The organism is Streptomyces sp. NPDC002868 (assembly GCF_055563295.1).
Genome location: NZ_JBVHDR010000019.1, coordinates 46852 through 65558, shown reverse-complemented (window position 1 = coordinate 65558; position 18707 = coordinate 46852). Strand labels below are relative to the sequence as shown.

Genomic DNA, 18707 nt, shown 5'->3' with positions numbered 1-18707 from the left:
ATCCGCGTCGAGTACGGCGTCGCTCGCGGCGGTGAGCTGGTTGGCGCTGAAGGTCTGGGCCTGGTTGGCGTTGGCGGCGGGGACGGCCAGCGCGGCGGCGGCGATCAGGCCAGTGGTGACGGCGAGCAGACGCGTACGTCTCGCCGTGCCACTGCGTGGGGTAGTGCGCTTGATCCTCACTTGTCGTTCCTCCAGAGGGGAATCGGGGGCCCGTTGTGGGGTTCGGGGCCCGTGAGGCGCAGCCATGAAGCACGTTCGATTTTCGGACAAGCCGTGCTCCTGACAAGCGCTGTTCGGGAGTATTCGGGGCGTCAACTTGCCGCGCAAGGGCGCCTTTCGGCCGCTCCGCGAGCCCACGGCACAGCGCCCCGGCGGCTCGGTGGCCGCCGGGGCTGTGCCGTACTTGTCCGGCCGGTAGGACGGCTCAGCCGCCCAGGAGGTTCCGTTCGCCCGCGGGGACGCCGGCCTCCAGGGTGTTGCCAGGGGGCGGGAAGGGGCAGATGAAGTGGTCCGCGAAGGCGCACGGCGGCAGCAGCGAACGGTTGAAGTCGACGGTCACCGTGCCGTCCGCGGCCGGTGCGGAGGGCCGCAGAAACCGGAAGCGGTAACTGCTGTTTCCGCTGGTGGCATCGGCGAAGACCGCCCACAGCGAGCCGTCCGGCTCGACGGCGACCTGCAGGGTGCGCTCCTGGCCGTCGATCTCGAAGACGATCTCACCGCTGAGGCCGAGGCCGCGCTCGCGTCCGTCGGCGTTCTTGACCCGTACGCTGCGGTGTTCCTCGTACGGACGAAAGCGCCCCGGCAGCGTCCAGCGGGCGTCGTACGCGGTCGCCTCGATGCCCTGGAAGGCCTTGCGCGCCGGCGAGTCCGGGTCGAAGTCCCGTACCGCCCACAGGCCTTCGCGGCGCAGCACGACAGGGTGCCGCCCGCCGTGCGCGACACGGGCGTCGGGGATCGAGCCGTGGTCCACCGTTAGCCGGACGTCGCCGGTCAGCGGCTGTCCGTCGACGGTCAGACCGTCCTCGGCGGCAGCGGTCAGCGCCACTTCGTCGCCGTCATCGCGCCACTGGCCCGGGACGGCCGGAATTCGACCTTCCGGGTAGTCCGAGAGCCAGTGCGTGCCGGTGAGGGACAGCGGTCCGTACGGCGCCGAGACTGTCGCGGTGCGGTGCTCGTGCCAGCCCTTCCAGTCCTGCGCGGCTTCCGCATCCGCGTCCGCGTGGGCGTCTGTGCTCATGGTGATCATCCTTTCCACACCGGCTCGGCGAGCCCGAGGTGCGATCGCAGCGTCGTGCCGGTGTACTCCGTGCGGAAGGCCCCGCGCTCCTGGAGGAGCGGCACGACCTGCTCGACGAAGTCGTCGAGGCCGCCGGGGGTGGGATGAGGGACGAGGATGAAGCCGTCGGCCGCGTCCGCCGACACGAACTCGTCCATCGCGGCGGCCACGCTCCGCGCGGTGCCGATGAAGGACTGCCGGCTGGTCGTCTCGATGACGGTCTGCCGGATCGACAGCCCCTTGGCCTCCGACAGGGCACGCCACTTGGCGGCGACGGCGAAGGGGTCGCCGTGCTTCACCCGGCCCTGGACGAGCTCGGAGCCGGGATCCGGATCGATGTCGGGGAGCGGCCCGTCGGGGTCGTAAGAGGAGAGGTCGCGGCCCCAGACCAGCTCCAGGGCGAGGATCGCGTTCTGCGGGGAGACCTGTCGGCGGCGGATCTCCGCGGCCCGCTCCTGCGCCTCGGCGTCGCTGCCGCCGAGGACGAAGGTGACGCCGGGCATCACCTTGAGGTCGCCCGGGCGGCGGCCGTGGCGGGCGAGGCGCTGCTTGACGTCGGCGTAGAAGGCGCGGCCCGCCTCCAGCGTCCCGTGCCGTGTGAAGATCACGTCCGCGGCGGACGCTGCGAACTCCCTGCCCTCGTCGGAGTCGCCCGCCTGGATGACGACGGGGTGGCCCTGTGGCGCGCGCGGGACCGTGAACTCGCCCTCTGTTTCGAAGTGTTGGCCGCTGTGGGCGAAGGGGCGGGCTGTCCCGGTCGGCGTCCAGGAGTCCCAGAGTCTGCGGGCGACGGAGACGAACTCGGCGGCCCGCGTATAGCGGTCGGCCCGGTCGAGGAAACCGCCGCGCCGGAAGTTCTCCCCGGTGAAGGCGTCGGAGGAGGTGACGACGTTCCATGCGGCGCGGCCGCCGCTGAGATGGTCCAAGGAGGCGAGCCGGCGGGCGAGTTCGTACGGCTCGTTGAAGGTGGCGTTGACGGTGGCGGCGAGGCCGAGCCGGTCGGTGACGGCGGCGAGCGCGTTTAGCACGGTGATCGACTCGGGGCGGCCGACCACGTCCAGGTCGTGGATCTCGCCTTTGTGCTCACGCAGCCGCAGCCCCTCGGCGAGGAAGAAGAAGTCGAACAGGCCGCGCTCGGCGGTGCGGGCAAGATGCTCGAAGGAGGAGAAGTCGATCTGGCTCTTCGAGCGGCGGTCGGCCCAGACGGTGGTGCTGTTGACGCCCGGGAAGTGGGCGGCGAGGTGCATCTGTTTGCGTATGGCGGTCATGTGGTTCCCCCGGCGAGGGCGTACTGGTTGGCGGGCCTGGAGAGGCCCAGGTGCTCGCGGAGCGAGCCGCCCGGATAGAAGGTGCGGAACAGACTGCGGTGCTGGAGCAGCGCGACTGTGCCGTTGACGATCCGCTCCAGGTCCCGGTGGGGTGCGATGGGCGCCAGATGGAAGCCGTCCACCGCCGCCTGTCCGTGCCACCGGGCGATCAGCTCGGCGAGGTCGACCGGGCCGCCGCTGTAGTGCGAGCCGCCCCCGGCGAGCTGCGGGCCGCTGTCGAATCCTGGCTCCGGCGCGGACTCGCTCTCGCCGAGGTCGACGACGAGCGAGACCAGCACCCGGAGCGTGTCCGGGTCACGCCCGTGTGCCTCGGCACGCCGGCGTATGTCGTCGCGGAGGGCGGCGGCCTGGTCGGGTGCGCCCGCCCGTACGAGAACGACATCGGCGTGCCGGGCGGCGGCGTCCCTGCCCGGCTCCCCCGTGCCGTCCACGACGGTGACGGGGTGGCCCTGCGGCGGCCTGGGGACGATCGACGGGCCGCGCACACTGAACGTGCCGCCCTCGAAGTCGACGTGGTGCAGCTTGGCGCGGTCGATGAACCGCCCTGTCGATATGTCGCGTATCTCGGCGTCGTCCTCCCAGCTGTCCCACAGCCGGACGGCGACGTCGGCAACATCGGCGGCCTCCCGCCACAGCGCGTCGGCGGGCGCTGCCGGGCGGCGGCCGAAGAGCCGGGCCTCGGCCTCGGTGGTCGACACGTCGACCTGCCAGCCTGCCCGGCCGCCGCTCACCCAGTCGAGGGTGGCCACGGCCGTGGACACATGGAAGGGCTCGGTGTGGGTGGTGGTCACGGCCGGCACCAGGCCGATCCGTTCGGTGACGGGCGCGACCCTCGACAGCACGGCGAGGGCGTCCAGCCCTGGCCGGGCGAAGGAGTCGCCCAGGGTCACGAAGTCGAGTGCGCCCCGCTCGGCGAGCCGGGCGAGGCCGACGTAGTACGCGGCGTCGTAGTGCGCCGGGCCGTCGAGGGCGACGGCCAGATGAAGAGGCCGGGTGGCGGACATGGCAGAAGTGCCTTTCTGGCGCTGGTCAGTTCTTGGGCTTGGGCAGGCCGGGCGGATTGATCTCCGCCTTCGGGACCGCCGCGCTCGAGAGCCCCCAGCGCTTCAGCACCTTGGCGTACGAGCCGTCCTTGACGATGTGGTCGATCGCGGCGGCGTAGGCCTCGACCAGGCCGCTGCCCTTCTTCGTGGTGGCGGCGATCTTGCCCTGGATGGTCGCGCCGCCGCCCGAGAAGTGCCCGATGATCTCGGTCTGTCCGGCCGAGGCCACGTGGTACGCGGCGGTCGGGTTGGGGCCGAGATAAGCGTCGATGCGGCCGGACTGGAGCGCCAGGTAGTAATCGGTGTTCTGGAAGTACTTGATGTCCACCGGCCCCCGTCCGGCCTTCTCGTTCTCCTTGCTCCAGTCGACGAGGATCTTCTCCTGGTTGGTGCCGGAGCCGACGGCGATGGTCTTGCCCGCCACGTCCCCCGGGCCCTTGACCCGCCAGTCGCCGCCCTTCTTCGCCTCGAAGGCGAGCTCGTCGAGCCGGTACGTGGCGAAGTCGTACTTCTCCTTGCGCTCCTCGGTGACAGTGACATTGGAGAAGACGCCGTTGAACTTTCCGCTGTCCAGGCCGACGAAGAGGTTCTCCCAGGAGACGGCCTGGAAGTCGGGCTTCAGCCCGAGGGTGTCGGCGACGAGCGTGGCGATGTCGATTCCACGCCGATGAGGGTCTTGTCGTCGGTGGCGTAGAAGTTGAGCGGTGGGGCGCTGCCGGTGGAGACACCGAGGGTGAGGCTGCCTCGCTTGCGTACGGCTTCCGGCAGTTTCGCGGCGATCGCGTCGGCCTTCTTCGCATGGATACGGTTCTGATTCGGGCCGAGATTGATGGCATCGCCGGTCCCTCCCGCGGGCTTGACCTGGTCGTTCGCGGCGTCGCTCGTGCCGCAGGCGGTGAGCAGGCCGAGGACGAGGACGGCGGTTCCGGCGAGGGTGATGCGTCGGGTGATCATGTCCGAACTCCTTCAGAGGACCTTGGAGAGGAAGGCGCGTGTGCGTTCGTGCTGTGGGCGCTCGAGCACGGCGGCAGGTGTGCCCTGCTCGACGATGCGGCCGTCGTCCATGAAGACGACGGTGTCGGCGACTTCGCGGGCGAAGCCGATCTCATGGGTGACGACGATCATGGTGGTGCCCTGCTGCGCCAAGTCCTTGATGACGTCGAGGACTTCACCGACCAGCTCGGGGTCGAGGGCGGAGGTGGGCTCGTCGAAGAGGAGCAGTTTCGGTTCGAGGGCGAGCGCGCGGGCGATGGCGACGCGCTGCTGCTGCCCGCCGGAGAGCTGTCGGGGGTAGGCGTCGGCCTTGTCGGCCAGGCCCACCCGGGCGAGCAGCTTCTCGGCGGCGCCGACCGCGTCCTTGCGGGGCCGCTTCAGCGCCGAGACGGGTGCCTCGATGATGTTCTCCACCACGGTCAGGTGCGGGAACAGATTGAAGTTCTGGAAGACGAAGCCGATCTGGGTGCGCTGCCTGAGGACTTCGCGTTCGCGCAGCTCGTAGAGCTTGTCGCCGGAACGGCGGTAGCCGACGAGAGTGCCGTCGACGCTGATCCAGCCGCTGTCCACCTTTTCCAGATGGTTGATGGTGCGCAGCAGGGTCGACTTCCCGGAGCCGGAGGGGCCGAGGACGACCGTCACCTCTCCGGCGCGGACCTCGAGGTCGATGCCGCGCAGCACCTCCAGCGTCCCGAAGCTCTTGTGGACCGACCTGACTTCGACCATGGCGCTCATCGCACGGCCCCCTTGGCGTAGTGACGTTCGACGTAGTGCTGGAGGACGGAGAGCGCGGCGGTCAGGAGGATGTACCAGACCGTGGCGACCATCAGCAGCGGGACGACCCTGCCGTTGCGTCCGTAGACCACCTGGACCTGGTAGAAGAGCTCGCCGATCGCCATGACGGAGACGATCGACGTGCCCTTGAAGAGGGAGATGATCTCGTTGGCGGCGTTGGGCAGGATCGAGCGCATCGCCTGCGGCAGCACGATCCGCCGCAGCTGGCGCAGCTTGGGGATGCCGAGGGCGGCCGCGGCCTCCAACTGGCCGCTGTCCACGGCCAGTACACCGCCGCGCACGATCTCCGCCGCGTACGCCGCCTGGTGCAGCGCGAGTCCGAGGACGGCCGCGCCGAGCGCGCCGACCAGCCCCATCGTGTCGAAGGAGTAGAAGCCGGGTCCGAAGGGGACACGCCACGCCGTCGCCTTCGCGCTGATCACAGCCGCCGCGCTGACGCTGACCGCCTGCGGCGCCGGCGACCCGGCGACCGCCGGCGTCGGCGCCAAGCCGGGTGCGAAGCCCGGCAAGCTCCCCACCACCGATGTGGTGTCCTCGGTCGCGAAGGACGAGGCGATCGCGAAGCTGCTGCCCGCGGACGTACGCGGCAGGGGCACCCTCACCATCGCCGGCGCCGTCGGCGGCAGTCCGCCCGGTGCGACCTTCCTGGAGGACGGCAAGACGGCCGTCGGCCAGGACATCGACTTCGCAGAGGCCGCCGCCAGGGTGCTGGGGCTCAGGCTCAAGCGCGAGGTGGCGAGCTTCGAGGCGATCCTGCCGGCACTGGGCAGCGGCAAGTACGACCTGGGCACCGGCAACTTCGGCGTGACCGACGAGCGCCGCAAGACCATCGACTTCGTCACCTACATCAATGACGGCCAGGGCTTCGCCGCGCTCAAGAGCAGCAAGCTGACGAAGATCTCGGCCTTCACCGATCTGTGCGGACTCAATGTCGCGACGGGGGCCGGAACCACCTTCGAGGCGTCCCTGGAGAAGAACAAGGGCGTCTGTGCCGAGGCGGGCAAGAAGCCGTACAAGGTCCAGACGTACGCCGAGGCCGGCGCGTTCTGGATCTCCCTCCGGCAGGGCCGCAGCGATGTGGTGATGAGCACCATCAACGGTCTGCGCTACGCCGTGACCCAGCTGGAGGGCACGAAGTTCCTCAATGAGTTCAAGCGGCTCGACGTCGGCTTCGCCTTCAAGAAGGGCACCCCGCTTGCACCGGCCTTCCAGGCGGCGGTGAACAAGCTCAAGACGGACGGGACGTACGACCGGATCCTGAAGAAGTGGGGCACGACCGAGTCGGCGATCGAGACGTCGCAGATCTCGCCGCCCGAGATCAAGTGATCCGACGCCAGGTCAGCAGTCACAGCTGCAGCAGTCACAGCAGTCGCAGTCGCACTTGTGGCAGCAGCCCTCGCGCTTCTTGCGGGACCAGGGACCTTCGTACTCTTCGGCGCAGCACAGCTTGCAGGTGCAGCACAGCCCGACGAAGGCGGCGCAGCCGGCCCAGAAGCCCCGCCTGCCCGGCTTCTGGGGTTCCTGGTGGAAGCCGGGAGGCATACCGCCGGGCCCACCAGGACCGCTGGGGCCGCCCCCGCCGTAGGGATTGTCGGAGCCGTACGGTCCCTGGCCGTACGGTCCGCGCTGTCCCTGGTACGGGCCCTGGGGCGGGCCTCCGTACCCCTGGTGCGCGCAGGTCGTCGTCCCGAACGCCCGGTTCACCGAGTTCTGCAGCTCGTGCGCCAGCAGCACATGCACCAGCTTGTCGTCGGCGAAGCGGGCGTCGCGCAGCGCGAGCCGCACCCCGTGCACCGCGTCGTCGGCGAGCCGTCGCGCCTCGGCCGGCGAGGTGCCGGTGGCGGCGAGAGGGTTCCAGGCACCCGACGCTGCGTCAGCTTCCCTGTCCTCGACGGCATCCAGCAGATGCGCGAGCCGTCCGAAGAGCTTGCCGGCCTCGGCCAGCGGCGCGATGTTCTCCGGCCGTCCGGCCAGTACGGCGGTGTGCGCGAAGGCGGCCGCCGTCGCCGTCTCGGTCGGCTCGGTGACGGTCAGCAGCGGGGTGCCTGGCCCGGCCAGCGCCTCGATCCCGCTCTGCCTCTCGATGGCGTCGAGCAGCACCGCGGTGTCGAAGCCGAGCTCCGCGCCGGTGCGCGCCCCGGCCCGGTCCCAGCCCGCGGCGACCCGGAGGGCGGGGGCCGCCACCGGCCTGCGGGCCAACACCCCGTCCCGGTCCGCGACGTGGTCCCGTATCTTCGCCGACGCCAGCACCAGGGAGACGGCGGCCGCCAGACGCGCTCCTTCGCCCCGGGCGACGGGTGCGGTGCGCATGGCGCGCAGCGGACAGGGGCCCGCGGTGCGCCGGGAGGCGGTGGTGCGCTCGGTCTGAGCCTCCGTCAGAACCGAGACGATCAGGCCGTCGTAGTTGGTCACGACCCGGGCGAGCTGACCGTGGTCGGCGCGAAGTGCCAGACAGAGTCCGCACAGATGGGCCATCCACTCGGTCTTGAGCCCATCGGCGAGGCGATGAGTGCATGGCCTGACGATTCCGAACACGACGGTCCCCCGAGAGTCGTTCCACAGTGCGGCACGCATCGTATCGAGCGATCCGTTCACCCGGACGCGCCCACCGTCACCCGCGTGGCACGACTTTCATATTTTGGGCCCGCAACCCCCCGTACACAGGAAGAATATTGACGAATCGCCACATCTTCTGCACCAGTACCGTCACGAATCCCCTGCGCGGCGACTATCTACTTGGCGCGCGATCCGCATCATGGACGACCATAGGGATGCGGAACGAGAAAAGACCGCAATGAGCGGAAGGAGGCGTCCATGGGATCTGTGCGCAAGGCAAGCGCCTGGCTGGGACTCGTCGAGGACAGTGACGAGCGTTACTACGACGACGAGTACGCCGAGGGTGCTGAGACGGGTGACGCGTGGGTCACCGACCCGCGGGTGCGCGTGGCCTCCGAGTCCGCCCAGGAACAGGGCCGCCGGATCGCCACGGTCTCCCCGGACAGCTTCCGGGACGCCCGCGGCATCGGTGAGCTGTTCCGGGACGGCGTCCCGGTCATCGTGAACCTCACGTCCATGGAGCCCTCCGACGCCAAGCGCGTCGTGGACTTCGCCGCAGGGCTGACCTTCGGGCTGCGCGGCTCGATCGAGCGCGTCGCCACCCGGGTCTTCCTGCTGAGCCCCGCCGACACGCAGGTCGTCAGCGGGGAAGCCGCGAGCCGTTCTCCGCAGGACGGCTTCTTCAACCAGAGCTGAGCAGGGCGCTCGCCGACCGCCGCCGGGTCACCGGAAGGCGTCCAGGCCGGTGAGCGCCTTGCCCAGCACCAGCTGGTGCATCTCGACGGTGCCCTCATAGGTGAGCACCGACTCGAGGTTGGTCGCATGGCGCATCACGGGGTACTCCAGCGAAATCCCGTTCGCGCCGAGGATGGTGCGCGAGGTCCGGCAGATCTCGATCGCCTCCCGCACATTGTTGAGCTTCCCGAAGCTGACCTGCTCGGGGCGGAGCTTCCCCGCGTCCATGCGGCGGCCCAGATGGTGGGCGAGCAGGATCCCCTTGTGCAGTTCCACCGCCATGTCGGCGAGCTTGGCCTGGGTGAGCTGGAAACCGCCGATCGGCCTGCCGAACTGCTCGCGCGTCTTCGCGTACTCCACGGCGGACTCGAAGCTGGACCGCGCCGCCCCCATCGAGCCCCACACGATTCCGTAGCGGGCGTGCGTGAGGCAGCTCAGCGGACCTTTCAGACCGGTGACGCCCGGCAGTACGGCGTCGGCGGGCAGCCGTACCTCGTCCAGGACCAGCTCGCTGGTGACGCTGGCGCGCAGCGACCACTTGTGCTTGATCTCGGGGGCGGAGAAACCGGGGACATCTGTCGGCACGGCGAAGCCGCGGATTCCCTCGTCGGTCTGCGCCCACACCACGGCGACCCCGGCCACCGAGCCATTGGTGATCCACATCTTGCGGCCGGTGAGCACCCAGTCCGAGCCGTCCCGCTTGGCGAACGTCCGCATGCCCGCCGGGTCGGAGCCGTGGTCGGGCTCGGTGAGGCCGAAGCAGCCGATGATCTCGCCGGCCGCCATGCCGGGCAGCCACCGCTGCTTCTGCTCCTCGGAGCCGAAGCGGTGGATCGCGTACATGGCGAGTGAGCCCTGGACGGAGACGAGCGAGCGGATGCCGGAGTCGGCGGCTTCGAGCTCCAGGCAGGCGAGGCCGTACTGGACGGCGGTGGCGCCCGCGCAGCCGTATCCCTTCAGGGACATGCCGAGCGCGCCGATCGAGCCGAGTTCGCGGGCCAGCTCGCGGATGCCGGGGAGCTCCCCGCGCTCGTACCAGTCGGCGATGTGCGGCAGCACGCGGTCGGCGGCCCAGCTGCGGACGGTGTCGCGGATCGCGAGGTCCTCGGGGGCGAGCAGATCGTCGATGCCGAGGGGGTCGCTGGGGTCGAAGGGCGGCAGCTTCGAGGGTGCGGACATGGGCGTGGCCTCCGGCGGCGCTCACACAGCGGACACAGAAAACTAGCAGTGTTAGTTACTGCTCCGGCTGACGTTACGGCTCAGTGTGCCGCGCGTCCAGACCCGGCCGCCTCGGCGGGCTCGCGGCTCGCCGGGAGCGAGACTTCCGGGCGCCTCGGCTTCGGGCACTTCTCGGCGGTGACAGTCGCGCACTCCATGACCTTGGGCAGCCGCAGCGCAGCGAGCGCGCCGAGCAGCAGCAGTCCCGCGCTGACCAGGAGCGTTATATGGAGGCCGTTGACGAAGGAGTGGCGCGCCGTGCTGCGCACCATCGCGCCCGCGGGGCCGCCGAGCCGGTCCGCCACCTGGTAGGCCTCGCCCAGCGAATGGGAGGCGGCCGAGCCCGCCGATCCCGGGACGCCGGTGAGCGAGGCGAGCGCGGGCGAGTACGCCGCGTTCATGACGCTGCCGAGCAGCGCGATGCCCATCCCCGCGCCCAGTTGGTAGGAGGTCTCACCGATCGCGGCAGCCCCGCCCGCCTGGTCCGGCGGTGCCTCGCTGAGCATCGACTCGTACGCGGCGAACAGCGTGGTCTGCAGTCCGAAGCCGAGCAGCACGAAGCCGGTGGTGAGCAGCCAGGGCCGGTCGTGCTGTCCCATCAGGGTCAGCAACAGCACGGCCGCGGCGGTGAGCACGAAGCCCCAGCCGACCATCCGGCGCGGGCCGACGCGGTGCAGGGTGTGCGAGCCGGTGGCGCCGGCGGCCATCGCGGCGAAGGTCAGCGGCAGCAGCCGCAGGCCGGTCTCCAGCGGGCTCAGCCCGAGGACGAGCTGGAGGTACTGGACGGCGATCAGCTCCAGGCCGACCAGCGCCAGCATGGCGAGAATGATGCAGCCGACGGAGGTGGAGAAGGCGGCCCTGGCGAACATCCGCATATCGATCAGCGGATGCTCGCGGCGCTTCTGCCGCCGCACGAACAGGGCGAGCAGCACACCGCCCAGCAGCAGCGGCCCCGCCGTCCTGATGTCGAGGACAGTGTCGCCGGCGCCCAGCCGCTTGATGCCGAGGACCGCGCCGAGCACACCGGCCGCGGCCATCAGCGCGCCCAGTACGTCCCAGGGCCCGTCGGCGCCGCCCCTGGACTCGGGCAGCAGCCAGCGGCCGACGGGCAGGATCAGCGCCATCAGCGGGATGTTGATCAGGAAGACCGAGCCCCACCAGAAGTGTTCGACGAGAAAACCGCCGAGGACCGGTCCGGTGGCGGCGCCGACCGCGGCGACCGCGGTCCATATGCCGATCGCCGTCGCCCGCTCCCGCCTGTCGGGGAAGACCGCGCGGAGGATCGAGAGCGTCGCGGGCATGATCATCGCGCCGCCGACGCCGAGCAGGGCGCGCGCCCCGATCAGCACCTCCGGGGTGGGGGCGAACGCGGCGGCCAAGGAGGCGACGCCAAAGATGCCGTAACCGATCAGCAGCACACGGCGGCGGCCGACCCGGTCGCCCAGCGTGCCGAAGAGGATCAGCAGCGCGGCGCAGATGAGGGGGTACGCGTCCACGATCCACAGCAGCTCGACTCCGCTGGGGCGGAGGTCCTCCGTGACGGCGGGGACGGCGACGTGCAGCACGGTCGCGTCGAGCGCGACGAGCAGCAGACTGATACAGAGGACGACGAGGACGACCCAGCGGTTCGCACCGCCGCCGGCGGCACGCAGCCGTGCGCCGGTCGTGATCGTCCCGGACATGTACGTACCTCCCAATGAGTCCCTCGCGCTCGGCGGGCCAGCCGGGGACAGTGCTGCTGTCCCACAGGGCGGTCCGGCATCGACGGGCGAGTGAGCCGCCAGCGTACGCGAGATCCGGCGTGTGGCGCGTGGTCCATCTCTCACCCGGTCGGGCATGCGCGTGTGGCGTACGCCACGCCACGCCCGGAACCGGAGCCGATCCTGGACGTCCGCCAACGAGGGGGAAATTCCGTACGGGGAAGTGGTGAACTTTTATTTGCGCCCCGGATAGAACCCCATGATGACGGGCTCGCGGGCAATAGAACGCAAGGTCATCGGAATTTCCGAATTGGCCCGGAGTAAAACTCGATCTGAGACATAGTCCACATCACATCGTCATCACGAACCCGCGGGATCGACCTGGGCGGACACTCACTCGCTGTAACGTCGATTGGGTGCGTACCGACATCTTTGCCCGCCTGGACCGGGAGCCGGAACCGCCGAAGATAGAGATCCCGCGGATGAGCCGCACCCGTCTCGCCCTCTTCGGCGGGACGTCGGCCTTCTATCTCGCCATCGTCGTGGCCGTGTTGGCCTCGACCTGGCTGGTGATCATCGACTGGAAGGTCATGCTGTTCCGGCCCTACCAGCAGTGGCCGGACCTGCACGCCTTCCTCGACTACTTCGTGGTTCTCGGCCAGCGCGGACCCACAGCCGTGATGGTCGCGGCCTGGCTGGGCTGGCGCTCCTGGCGTCAGCACACCCTGCGACCCCTGCTGGTGCTCGGCGCCTCGCTGCTGCTGCTCAACGCGACGGTGGGCGCCGTCAAGATCGGACTGGGCCGTCTCGGTCCCCACTACGCGACGCAGATCGGCTCCGCCGAGCTCTTCGCCGGCGGCGATATATTTCCCTCCGGGCACACCGCGAACGCGGTCGTGACCTGGGGAATCCTGGCGTATCTGGCCACCACTCCGCTGGCCAGACGCTATCTGTCGGCCCTGTCGGCAGTGGTCTCTCTGGGCGTCGGCCTGACCACCGTGTACCTCGGTACGCACTGGCTGAGCGATGTGCTGCTCGGCTGGGCGGCCGGGCTGCTGATCCTGCTCGCACTGCCCTGGTGCGAGCCGCTGATCGGCCGCGCGGAGGCCTGGATCCTCTCGCTGCGCGAGCAGTTGCGTGCGCGCCGCCGGCTCGCTCCCTCGCTGCCGGTCGCGGCGGGTGGCCCAAGGCCCGGGATATTCCCGCAGCGTGAGCCTTCACAGGAGCAGGATCCGGCCCGCGAGCCGGTGGCCGCCGTCGGTGGCCGGCCGGCTGCGAACGGCAGGACCACGGCGCAGCTCACCCAGCCGAGGTCGCACACGGTGCGCTCCGAGCGGACGCCCATGACCCCGTCCGGCAGCCGCCGTCCGCCGACCTCGCGGCCGGTGACTGGCGGCTGAGTCAGTGTCAGTGGGTTCCGCGGGAAACCCGGCGGAACGTACGGCGAAGGCCCCGACCATGACGGTCGGGGCCTTCGCCGTACGCGTGCGGGGCCTGTCAGCCCGGCCAGCAGCGGATGACGATGCCGCCCTCCACCTCGAAGTTGAGCCGGCCTTCCAGGTACTCCATCGTGATGATGGCGCCCGGCGGCAGCGATCTGATGGTGCTCCAGCCACGCTCACGGGCCAGCTGCTCGGCACCGTCGGCGGCGAGGCCGACATACGCGTCGGGGGCGTCGTCGGGCTGTGCGGGAGGGGTCGGTATGGGTGCCATGACACCCACCGTAGGCGGCCGCGGACGGTGACGGAAGCCGGGGCCGAAGGGATGCTTCAGCACTCCCACGTACCTCACCGGTCACGCTTCTGTCACAGGATCACGACACGCGTTTAGCCCATACACAGTCACTCGAACGTGCACTTCAACGCCGCCCGCACGGTAATTCCACCGGCCTTGCTGATCATGCTGAATTCCCCCTGCGGAATTGTTCGCGTCAGGCGCCGGAGGGCAAATTGACGAACGGTGAAGAATTCACCGGTTCATTACAGAATCCCCCCACGCGTCCGAACAGTCTTGGCGCGCAATGAGACGAAGTCCGAGCCGCGAACAGCGAGGGACAGTGATGGGTACGGAGGCCGCCGGGGCGGGAGGCGATCAGTCCAGGGCACGGGAAAGCCGGTCCCGGACCGTCCTGATGTGCTCGGTCAGCTCCTGCGGCTCGATCACATCGAAGTCCACGCCCATGAGCATCACATGGATCACGAGCACATCCAGGCTCGCGGCCCCGGTGCGCAGCAGACACGTCTTCTCGTCGACCGCCTCGATGGCGCCGTCGGACGGACCGACGAACTCGGCGGCCAGTTCGGCCGAGGTGTGCAGCCGGATGACCGCCTGGGCGGCGTAGGCGTGTGTGGAGACGCCCTTCGAGACATACGCGGCCAGGTCCTCGGCCGGCGGTGTGCGAGCAGCGAAGCGCGGGCCGTGCGGCGGCTTCGGGGTGATCCGGTCGGCACGGAACGTACGCCAGTCGCCGCGGTCCAGATCCCAGGCGACGAGATACCAGCGCCGCTCGGTGCACACCAGACGGTGCGGCTCGACGGTGCGGCGGGTGGCGGAGCCGCCGTGGTCGCGGTACTCGAAGCGCAGCCGCTCGCTGTCCCGGCACGCGTTGGCCAGTTCGGTCAGCACGCTCGCGTCGACGGTGGAGCTCTGCCGGCCCCGCAGCATCGGCACGGTGAAGGCGTTGAGCGCGCCGACCCGGCGGCGCAGCCGGTTCGGCAGCACCTGCTCCAGCTTGGCCAGGGCGCGTACGGAGGTCTCGCCGATGCCCTCGACGCCATGGCCCGCGGCGGTGCGCAGGCCCACCGCGACGGCCACCGCCTCCTCGTCGTCGAGCAGCAGCGGCGGCAACTCGGCCCCGGCGCCGAGCTGATAGCCGCCGCCCGTTCCGGGGCTTGCGTTGACGGGGTAGCCGAGCTCGCGCAGCCGGTCGACGTCGCGCCGGACCGTACGCGGCGTGACGCCGAGGCGGTAGGCCAGATCTGCGCCGGACCATTCGCGGTGGGCCTGGAGCAGCGAGAGCAGGCGCAGCAGTCTTGCCGAGGTCTCCAACATGGTGTCGAGTCTGCCAGCGATTGCGGACAGCAGCTGTCCTCAAATGGCGCGCGTCAGGGCGCTTCGGTGAGGCGTACGCAGAGTTCGTTGTCGCTCGTGTAACAGGGGGCGGCCAGCCAGTTGCCGGACGGCAGCCTCGGGTACACGAAGATGTTCCTCCGGTCCCAGACGTCGTCGAGGATGCGGGCGATCCGCATCCAGGCGGCGTCCGCCGTGGGCCGCAGCCACATGTCCCACAACTCCTGCTTGCCGAGGTGCTGCTCCGCCAGCGGGCCGTAGGGCAGGGTGAAGCCGAAGGCTCCGCCGTCGCCGCCCGTCACCGGCACCCGATGCGCCTTGTCGGAGCCGCGCAGCCGAGCCTCGGCGACGGCCCCTTCGCCCAGTACGGCCCCGTACAGCACTCCCTCCACCGTCATCGCGCCACGCTCCGGCGCGAGGCCGATCTCCCCGGCCTCGGCGTGCGGCGCCCGCACCCAGCAGCGCACCGCCAGCCGGCCGTCCTCCGTCGGGTAGGGCACGCGCGCGGCGATCCGGTCGGTGTCGGGCGCGCGGTCGACCAGCGTGCGCAGGTCCCGGATGCCGGGCTCGACGGCCTCGTCACCGACGTACGCGTCCCAGCGGCCCTCGGCCAGCTCGACCGTGCTGGGCAGTACGGCGCGCGAGCTGCCCTCCCCCGTGGGAGTCAGCGGCAGTCGTGTCTCGTCCTGTGGGCCCGCGCCACCGCGCAGCTTCAGCACCAGCACGGCGTCCGGCGCACCGGCCCCCGCGATGTCGAAGGTGATGCCCCCCGCGGAGTCGGCGATGCAGTCGGCCCGCGGCACCCGCCGCTCGGTGGACGTGGTCATGAGGACTTCTTCCCTTTCCGGAGGATCACGTCGGCGCCCAGATAGCGCAGGGCGTAGGCCCCGTCGTACAGCGTGCCCCGGGCGTGGTGCGCGGCGTCCCGCAGCGCACTGCGCGAGCGGCCCTCGCCGCGCGCGACCAGCTCGGTGAACAGGGCTTCATGGCGCTCGGCGATCCGCGCCGGGTCGAAGCGGGCCGAGGCGGCGAGCGCCGCCTGCCCGGTGCGCCGGCGCAACTCGTCGTCCTCGATCAGCCCGAGCAGCGCGTCGGCGATCGCGTCCACGTCGCCGACCGGCACCAGACGGCCGTCGACGCCGTCCTCGATGATCTCGCGGGGCCCGTGCGGGCAGTCGGTGGAGACGACCGGCAGGCCGCAGCGCATCGCCTCGACGATGGTCATGCCGAACGACTCCAGGCTGGAGGTGACGGCGGCGATCGAGCCCTTGACCCACTCAGGTTCGAGCGGGTTGGCGGGGCCCATCAGTAAGACATGGTTGTGCAGCCCGCGTTCCTCGATGAGGGTGCGCAGCGCGTTCCTCTCGTTGCCGGTCGCGTCTCCGCTGCCGTAGATCCGCAGCCGCCAGTCGGGACGCGCGGCGACCACCTTGGAGAAGGCCTTGACCAGCAGGTCGTACCGCTTGACCCTGGTCAGCCGGCCGGCCGCGACGATCCATTTGCTGGAGGCGTCGGCGGGCCGGAGCGTCGGCGCGGGCACGCTGTTGGGCACGGACTCGATCCGTACGCCGGGCAGTTTCAGCTTGGAACGGTAGGACCGGGCGTCCGCCTCTGTGACGGTGGTGATCGCGTCGAGGAGAGGGTAGCGGTGCCCGATCTCGCGGCGCAGCCGGTAGCCGTGGCTGTCCAGCGTGAGGTGTTCCTGGCCGACGCGGACCGGGCCGCGGCGGGTCTGGCGGGCGATGTGCACATTGAGCCCGGGGCGGGTGCCCACCACGACATCGGCCTCAACGGATCCCAGATGGGCGGCGATCCGGGCGTCGGTGAGGCGGCTGTACTGCTTGTGACGGCCGTCGCCGCGCGGGAAGACCTTGGCGGGGCGCTTGTAGTCCGGATGGTCGCCGTCGTAGCCGGGGCTGCTCTTGCGCAGATCGACGAGGTGCTTCATGGTGACGCCGGCCGGCGCGCCCATGGTGGGTTCGTCACGGTGGCGGAAGACGGAGACGATCTCGACGTCGTGCCGCTCGGCCAGGGTCTGGGCCAGGTTGAACGTCGTCCGGATCGTCCCGCCGATGCCGTACACGTTGTGGAGCAGAAAAGAGATGTGCATACGCCGCAGCGTCCCCCAGTCTTCATGTGTGCCGCAGTGGACTGTACCTGTCTGTTACGGCTGATAAGGGAGTTGGGGCACGGTGAAGCAGTTCTCGGTCATCTCACCGCCCTGCGTCACCCAGCCCTTGTCGTCCTGCCAGCGGGCGACGGACAGACAGGTGCGGCGGGTCTTCGGTGGCTCGGCCAGTTTCTCGTAGCGGACGGGCAACAGCAGGCCACGGGCGGTGTACGGCTCGGGGCGGTTGACGAACCGCTCGACGCACGCGCGCGTGAGATCCGCCGCGCAGGACCGGGCGGCGTCGGTGAACCACATGGCCGCCGCCCAGCCCTCCAGTTGCCACTGGGAGAGCTCGCGGCCCTTCATCGCCTCGCGGAATTCACGTACGGCCGGATGGGTGACGTCGTCGTGGTTGCGGCTCGATCCGGTCACCCACAGGGCGTTGCGGCAGCTCGGCGCGTTCTTGAAGTCCTTCGGTACGGACGAGGCCCAGTTCTGCACATTGGTGACCTTGGCGGTGACGCGTACGCCGACGGCGTCCATCGCCTCGCACAGCCGGGCGTTGCCGTGCGTGTCCATCGCGTCGAAGACCAAGTCGGCGCCCTGCTGCCGGAGATCGGCGGCGACGGCACGGAAGTTCGGCAGGGCGAAGTCGACCTGTTCGCCCACGACGCGATAGCCCTCGGCCTTCAGGCCCCGGGTGATCAGCCGGGCGTACGCGGCGGATGCGGCCTGGTTGTAGGAGACGACGGCGGCGGTTCGGGCGCCATGTTCGCGGGCGAAGTAGCGGTAGACCTCGGTACCGCCGTAGAGGGTGCCGTTCCAGCCGGGCTTGCCGCCGGTGCGGGGGGCGAGGCTGCCGTAGATCCCGTACAGATGCGGATACGTGTCGTACGCGGGGCCGATCGGCTGGCCGCCGATGTCGGGGACGCCGGCCTTGGCGACGAGGGGCGCGCCCGCGTACTCCAGTGCGGTGGTGGCGACCAGGGCGAAGACTTTCCGCTCGTCGAGGAGCTTGTGCACGCATTCGTTGTTGCCGACGCCGCTGCCGCCGTCGTCGCAGGTGACGACCTCGATACGGCGGCCGGCGAGTCCGCCCTTGGCGTTGAGCGCGTCGAAGTAGGCCTTCGCGCCGTCGCCGGGACCGCTGAAGGCGGCGCCGCCGACCGGGCTGGTGGCGCTGCTGATGATGCCGACGCGGATCGGCTCGGCGGCGTTGCTTCGGGTGGGTGACGGTGGGCTGTCGAAGTCACTCTCGGGCAGCCGGCTGCCGCAGGCGGCGCCCCCGGTCAGGAGCGCCGCGAGCAGCAGGGCTTCAGCAGCCCGGCGCGGCGGCATTGCCGCTGAGCTCGACCAGGGCGCAGAGCGTCTTCACGGAGACCTTCCAGGTCTGGTCCTGGTAGACCGAGGTGCCCTTGGTGCCGGGCAGGGCGGGGGCGCCGCCGACCAGCAGGTCATAGGTGACGGTGGCTTCGGTGGCGGAGGTGAACTGCACGTCTGTGACCCTGGCCGAGGACTGCGCGGCGTTCTTGTCGCCGCTGAATGCGGCGAGCAGCGGCCGCAGCGCTTCGCCGTTCTCCAGCACCTTGACCTTGGCATCCGTGGCCGCCTTGGGGTCGAAGAACGTCGTCCAGTTCTTCTCGATCTCGGCCTTCGCGGCGGCGGGGTCGGCGGGGCCGTCCGCGGCCGGGGCGCTGGGCGACGGCGTCGCCGGGGCCGTCACCGACGGGGTGGGTGAGGACTTCGAGCCGCCGCCGCTGTCGTCCGAGCATCCTGCGGCGGCGGGTACGAAGGCCAGGATCGCGGCGGCCGCCCATGCCGCGGTTGTCTTGGGCCTGACATGGACCATCTGGCTCACCACCGGTTGTCGGCTTCCAGCGTCTG

At 70.3% G+C, this 18707-nt stretch carries 16 protein-coding genes and 3 pseudogenes; 3 read left to right on the top strand and 16 right to left on the bottom strand.

The genetic code is table 11. From position 1 onward, the window contains the following. From ACZ3H8_RS35715 to ACZ3H8_RS35685, 7 genes and pseudogenes are all read right to left on the bottom strand, one after another. A pseudogene (locus tag ACZ3H8_RS35715) lies at positions 1-180 on the bottom strand (serine protease); the annotation flags it as partial. 244 nt (positions 181-424) lie between these two features. After that, positions 425-1237 (bottom strand): DUF1684 domain-containing protein, encoded by an 813-nt coding sequence (locus tag ACZ3H8_RS35710; RefSeq protein ID WP_467408868.1) that lies wholly within the window; start codon positions 1235-1237, stop codon positions 425-427. 5 nt (positions 1238-1242) lie between these two features. Further along, a complete protein-coding gene (locus ACZ3H8_RS35705; RefSeq protein ID WP_467408865.1) occupies positions 1243-2544 on the bottom strand; it encodes an NtaA/DmoA family FMN-dependent monooxygenase in 1302 nt (433 codons plus the stop codon). Next, positions 2541-3608: an LLM class flavin-dependent oxidoreductase gene (locus ACZ3H8_RS35700; protein ID WP_467408864.1), complete on the bottom strand. Its 1068-nt coding sequence runs from the start codon at positions 3606-3608 to the stop codon at positions 2541-2543. The genes ACZ3H8_RS35705 and ACZ3H8_RS35700 overlap by 4 nt, the downstream gene beginning before the upstream one ends. Before the next feature lie 25 nt (positions 3609-3633). Further along, positions 3634-4601 (bottom strand): annotated as a pseudogene (locus ACZ3H8_RS35695) (ABC transporter substrate-binding protein). 12 nt (positions 4602-4613) lie between these two features. Beyond that, positions 4614-5366: an amino acid ABC transporter ATP-binding protein gene (locus ACZ3H8_RS35690; RefSeq protein ID WP_467408887.1), complete on the bottom strand. Its 753-nt coding sequence runs from the start codon at positions 5364-5366 to the stop codon at positions 4614-4616. A 5-nt stretch (positions 5367-5371) separates the two neighbouring features. Beyond that, positions 5372-5827 (bottom strand): annotated as a pseudogene (locus ACZ3H8_RS35685) (amino acid ABC transporter permease); the annotation flags it as partial. Positions 5828-5849: 22 nt separating this feature from the next. Here ACZ3H8_RS35685 and ACZ3H8_RS35680 point away from each other — a divergent pair. After that, positions 5850-6761 carry an ABC transporter substrate-binding protein gene (locus tag ACZ3H8_RS35680; protein ID WP_467408884.1) on the top strand — a complete coding sequence of 304 codons (912 nt, stop codon included), beginning with the start codon at positions 5850-5852 and terminating at the stop codon, positions 6759-6761. A gap of 12 nt (positions 6762-6773) precedes the next feature. On the opposite strand, the gene ACZ3H8_RS35675 is transcribed toward ACZ3H8_RS35680, so the two are convergent. Continuing rightward, positions 6774-7970: a DUF5685 family protein gene (locus ACZ3H8_RS35675; protein ID WP_467408882.1), complete on the bottom strand. Its 1197-nt coding sequence runs from the start codon at positions 7968-7970 to the stop codon at positions 6774-6776. Positions 7971-8249: 279 nt separating this feature from the next. Between ACZ3H8_RS35675 and ACZ3H8_RS35670 the strand changes: the two genes are divergently transcribed. Then, on the top strand, positions 8250-8687 hold the full coding sequence (locus ACZ3H8_RS35670) for a cell division protein SepF (protein ID WP_467408862.1): 438 nt from the start codon (positions 8250-8252) through the stop codon (positions 8685-8687). A 27-nt stretch (positions 8688-8714) separates the two neighbouring features. Here the strand turns inward: ACZ3H8_RS35670 and ACZ3H8_RS35665 are convergent, their stop codons facing one another. Further along, positions 8715-9905, bottom strand: a complete 1191-nt coding sequence (locus ACZ3H8_RS35665; RefSeq protein ID WP_467408860.1) for an acyl-CoA dehydrogenase family protein — start codon at positions 9903-9905, stop codon at positions 8715-8717. 80 nt (positions 9906-9985) lie between these two features. After that, positions 9986-11626 (bottom strand): MFS transporter, encoded by a 1641-nt coding sequence (locus tag ACZ3H8_RS35660; protein WP_467408858.1) that lies wholly within the window; start codon positions 11624-11626, stop codon positions 9986-9988. Positions 11627-12060: 434 nt separating this feature from the next. Here ACZ3H8_RS35660 and ACZ3H8_RS35655 point away from each other — a divergent pair, with 434 nt between their 5' ends. After that, on the top strand, positions 12061-13044 hold the full coding sequence (locus tag ACZ3H8_RS35655; protein ID WP_467408856.1) for a phosphatase PAP2 family protein: 984 nt from the start codon (positions 12061-12063) through the stop codon (positions 13042-13044). 97 nt (positions 13045-13141) lie between these two features. On the opposite strand, the gene ACZ3H8_RS35650 is transcribed toward ACZ3H8_RS35655, so the two are convergent. From ACZ3H8_RS35650 to ACZ3H8_RS35625, 6 genes are all read right to left on the bottom strand, one after another. Next, positions 13142-13357 carry an I78 family peptidase inhibitor gene (locus ACZ3H8_RS35650; protein WP_467408854.1) on the bottom strand — a complete coding sequence of 72 codons (216 nt, stop codon included), beginning with the start codon at positions 13355-13357 and terminating at the stop codon, positions 13142-13144. 378 nt (positions 13358-13735) lie between these two features. Next, complete coding sequence (locus ACZ3H8_RS35645) at positions 13736-14695, bottom strand: helix-turn-helix transcriptional regulator (RefSeq protein WP_467408852.1); 960 nt, start codon at positions 14693-14695, stop codon at positions 13736-13738. Positions 14696-14748: 53 nt separating this feature from the next. Next, positions 14749-15540, bottom strand: coding sequence for a hypothetical protein (locus tag ACZ3H8_RS35640; RefSeq protein WP_467408849.1), 792 nt, complete (start codon positions 15538-15540; stop codon positions 14749-14751). Beyond that, positions 15537-16823 (bottom strand): glycosyltransferase family 4 protein, encoded by a 1287-nt coding sequence (locus ACZ3H8_RS35635; protein WP_467408846.1) that lies wholly within the window; start codon positions 16821-16823, stop codon positions 15537-15539. Before ACZ3H8_RS35635 ends, ACZ3H8_RS35640 begins: the two co-directional genes overlap by 4 nt. A 54-nt stretch (positions 16824-16877) precedes the next feature. Beyond that, positions 16878-18161, bottom strand: a complete 1284-nt coding sequence (locus tag ACZ3H8_RS35630; protein ID WP_467408843.1) for an ABC transporter substrate-binding protein — start codon at positions 18159-18161, stop codon at positions 16878-16880. After that, entirely contained in the window at positions 18139-18672 is a 534-nt protein-coding gene (locus ACZ3H8_RS35625; RefSeq protein ID WP_467408841.1) for an MTB12 C-terminal domain-containing protein, read from the bottom strand. Before ACZ3H8_RS35625 ends, ACZ3H8_RS35630 begins: the two co-directional genes overlap by 23 nt. Between the last annotated feature and the right edge of the window lie 35 nt (positions 18673-18707).

Bases quoted from the DNA above. Each gene is read 5' to 3' on its own strand.
- ACZ3H8_RS35710 (WP_467408868.1), bottom strand. From the start codon at position 1,237: ATGAGCACAGACGCCCACGCGGACGCGGATGCGGAAGCCGCGCAGGAC.
- ACZ3H8_RS35705 (WP_467408865.1), bottom strand. From the start codon at position 2,544: ATGACCGCCATACGCAAACAGATGCACCTCGCCGCCCACTTCCCGGGC.
- ACZ3H8_RS35700 (WP_467408864.1), bottom strand. From the start codon at position 3,608: ATGTCCGCCACCCGGCCTCTTCATCTGGCCGTCGCCCTCGACGGCCCG.
- ACZ3H8_RS35690 (WP_467408887.1), bottom strand. From the start codon at position 5,366: ATGGTCGAAGTCAGGTCGGTCCACAAGAGCTTCGGGACGCTGGAGGTG.
- ACZ3H8_RS35670 (WP_467408862.1), top strand. From the start codon at position 8,250: ATGGGATCTGTGCGCAAGGCAAGCGCCTGGCTGGGACTCGTCGAGGAC.
- ACZ3H8_RS35665 (WP_467408860.1), bottom strand. From the start codon at position 9,905: ATGTCCGCACCCTCGAAGCTGCCGCCCTTCGACCCCAGCGACCCCCTC.
- ACZ3H8_RS35660 (WP_467408858.1), bottom strand. From the start codon at position 11,626: ATGTCCGGGACGATCACGACCGGCGCACGGCTGCGTGCCGCCGGCGGC.
- ACZ3H8_RS35650 (WP_467408854.1), bottom strand. From the start codon at position 13,357: ATGGCACCCATACCGACCCCTCCCGCACAGCCCGACGACGCCCCCGAC.
- ACZ3H8_RS35645 (WP_467408852.1), bottom strand. From the start codon at position 14,695: ATGTTGGAGACCTCGGCAAGACTGCTGCGCCTGCTCTCGCTGCTCCAG.
- ACZ3H8_RS35640 (WP_467408849.1), bottom strand. From the start codon at position 15,540: ATGACCACGTCCACCGAGCGGCGGGTGCCGCGGGCCGACTGCATCGCC.
- ACZ3H8_RS35635 (WP_467408846.1), bottom strand. From the start codon at position 16,823: ATGCACATCTCTTTTCTGCTCCACAACGTGTACGGCATCGGCGGGACG.
- ACZ3H8_RS35630 (WP_467408843.1), bottom strand. From the start codon at position 18,161: ATGCCGCCGCGCCGGGCTGCTGAAGCCCTGCTGCTCGCGGCGCTCCTG.
- ACZ3H8_RS35625 (WP_467408841.1), bottom strand. From the start codon at position 18,672: ATGGTCCATGTCAGGCCCAAGACAACCGCGGCATGGGCGGCCGCCGCG.